Below are 2134 nucleotides of genomic sequence, written 5' to 3'. Positions count from 1 at the left end.
TGGCCGGAATGCCTGGCATCGGCCTGCAGGGCATCTTCGGCGCGACCATCGCTGCCGGTTTTTTTGGCATGCTGATCGCGCCGTTCATGTCCAAGGTCGTGCGGTTTTTCCCGCCCTTGGTGACCGGCACCGTGATCACTGCCATCGGCCTGTCGCTGTTCCCCGTGGCCGTGAACTGGGCCGGTGGCGGCAGTGCCGCCGCCACCTTCGGCTCGCCGGTTTACCTGGCGATTGCCGCGCTGGTACTGGCCACCATCTTACTGATCAACCGTTTCATGCGCGGCTTCTGGGTAAATATCTCGGTGCTGATCGGCATGGCGCTCGGCTATGGCTTGTGCGGCCTGCTCGGCATGGTCGACCTCGGCGGCCTGTCCCAGGCACCGTGGGTGCAATTGGTGACGCCACTGCATTTCGGCATGCCCAAGTTCGAGCTGGCACCGATCCTGTCGATGTGCCTGGTGGTGGTGATCATCTTCGTCGAGTCCACCGGGATGTTTCTTGCGCTGGGCAAAATCACCGGCCAGGAGGTCACGCCAAGGATGCTGCGCCGTGGCCTGTTGTGTGACGCTGGCGCCTCATTTTTCGCCGGTTTCTTCAATACGTTTACTCACTCCTCATTCGCCCAGAATATCGGCCTGGTGCAGATGACCGGCGTGCGTTGCCGCTCGGTGACGATCATGGCCGGGGCGTTCCTGATTGTGCTGAGCCTGCTGCCCAAAGCCGCCTTTTTGGTGGCATCGATTCCACCGGCAGTATTGGGCGGCGCCGCCATTGCCATGTTCGGCATGGTCGCGGCGACCGGCATCAAGATCCTGCAGGAGGCCGACATTGCCGACCGCCGCAACCAGTTGCTGGTGGCAGTCAGCATCGGCATGGGCCTGATCCCGGTGGTGCGCCCGGAATTCTTCGCGCAATTGCCCCTGTGGATGAGTCCGATTACCCACAGTGGAATCGCCATGGCCACCCTCAGCGCCTTGTCGCTGAACATCCTGTTCAACATCCTCGGCGGTTCGGAACGCCCCGCGGTCGCCCACACGCATTGATTTGGCCTGTTAGCAAAAAACAACAAAAATAATAACCAACAGGAAATACCCACATGCACCCTATTCACCTGGGGCCGGCCACAAGCCGCGCCCCATTCTCGCCCCCTGCGCTCTCTAACAGCGCACTTGAGCCAAGGCCTGGGAGCCAGTATTCTCCGCGCCCGCTCGAATCGACTCAAAAAAAAACAGCGAATGTAAAAGCTGACTGCAGGGCCAACTTATCCTGGCCCAATGTCTGCGGCCAACGTGCAGAAAAAAACCTCCGGATTCGACTGCATCAAGTGCAGCCGAAGGCCTTTTATTGGCTTTTTAAACACCTTGGCGCAGCTCTTGCTAAAAGCATTAAAGCTGACCAAACAGACGATTTTTGCAGCGAACCAAAAGGCGCCACACCAGAGCGCCTGCGTAGAAAAACAACCATAAAACTTTGACTCGGGAGCAACCGAATGAAACCTATGTTCAAAGGCCTGATGCTGGCAGGATCCCTGCTGGCCGGCGGCCAAGCCGTGGCAGGCGATTTGTTGCAGTGGCAGAACAACAGCCTGACGTACCTGTGGGGCAAGAACTTCACCGTTAACCCGCAGATCCAGCAAACCGTCACCTTCGAGCACGCCGATGCGTGGAAGTACGGCGACAACTTCCTGTTCGTCGACCGCATCTTTTACAACGGCAAGGAAGACGGCAACGTCGGCCCAAGCACCTACTACGGCGAGTTCAGCCCACGGTTGTCGTTCGGCAAGATCTTCGACAAAGACCTCTCGTTCGGCCCGATCAAAGATGTGCTGCTGGCCTTCACTTACGAGTTCGGCGAAGGCGATAACGAGTCGTACCTGCTGGGCCCGGGCTTTGACCTGAACATCCCTGGCTTCGACTACTTCCAGTTGAACTTCTACCAGCGCCAGACCGAAGGCAACCGCCCGGGCGATGGCGTGTGGCAGATCACGCCGGTGTGGTCGTACACCATTCCCGTGGGCAACTCCAACGTGCTGATCGACGGCTTCATGGACTGGGTGGTGGACAACGACAGGAACGCCCGTGGCACTTACCACGCCAACCTGCACTTCAACCCACAGGTCAAGTACGACTTGGGC

2 protein-coding genes are annotated in these 2134 nt (G+C 58.9%); both read left to right on the top strand.

Annotation, left to right across the window (positions count from 1 at the left end; translation table 11 throughout):
• Nucleotides 1-1043: nucleobase:cation symporter-2 family protein (locus tag FEM54_RS31115; RefSeq protein WP_138454127.1), on the top strand; the 1043-nt coding region annotated here is incomplete at its 5' end.
• A 446-nt stretch (nt 1044-1489) separates the two neighbouring features.
• Nucleotides 1490-2134, top strand: a 645-nt coding sequence (locus tag FEM54_RS31110; RefSeq protein ID WP_138454126.1) for an outer membrane protein OmpK, incomplete at its 3' end; no start/stop codon positions are given.

It is taken from the genome of Pseudomonas edaphica (assembly GCF_005863185.1).
GTDB lineage: Bacteria > Pseudomonadota > Gammaproteobacteria > Pseudomonadales > Pseudomonadaceae > Aquipseudomonas > Aquipseudomonas edaphica.
Note: the sequence above shows the minus strand (reverse complement) of the source record. Positions and strands in the feature narration are given on the sequence as shown.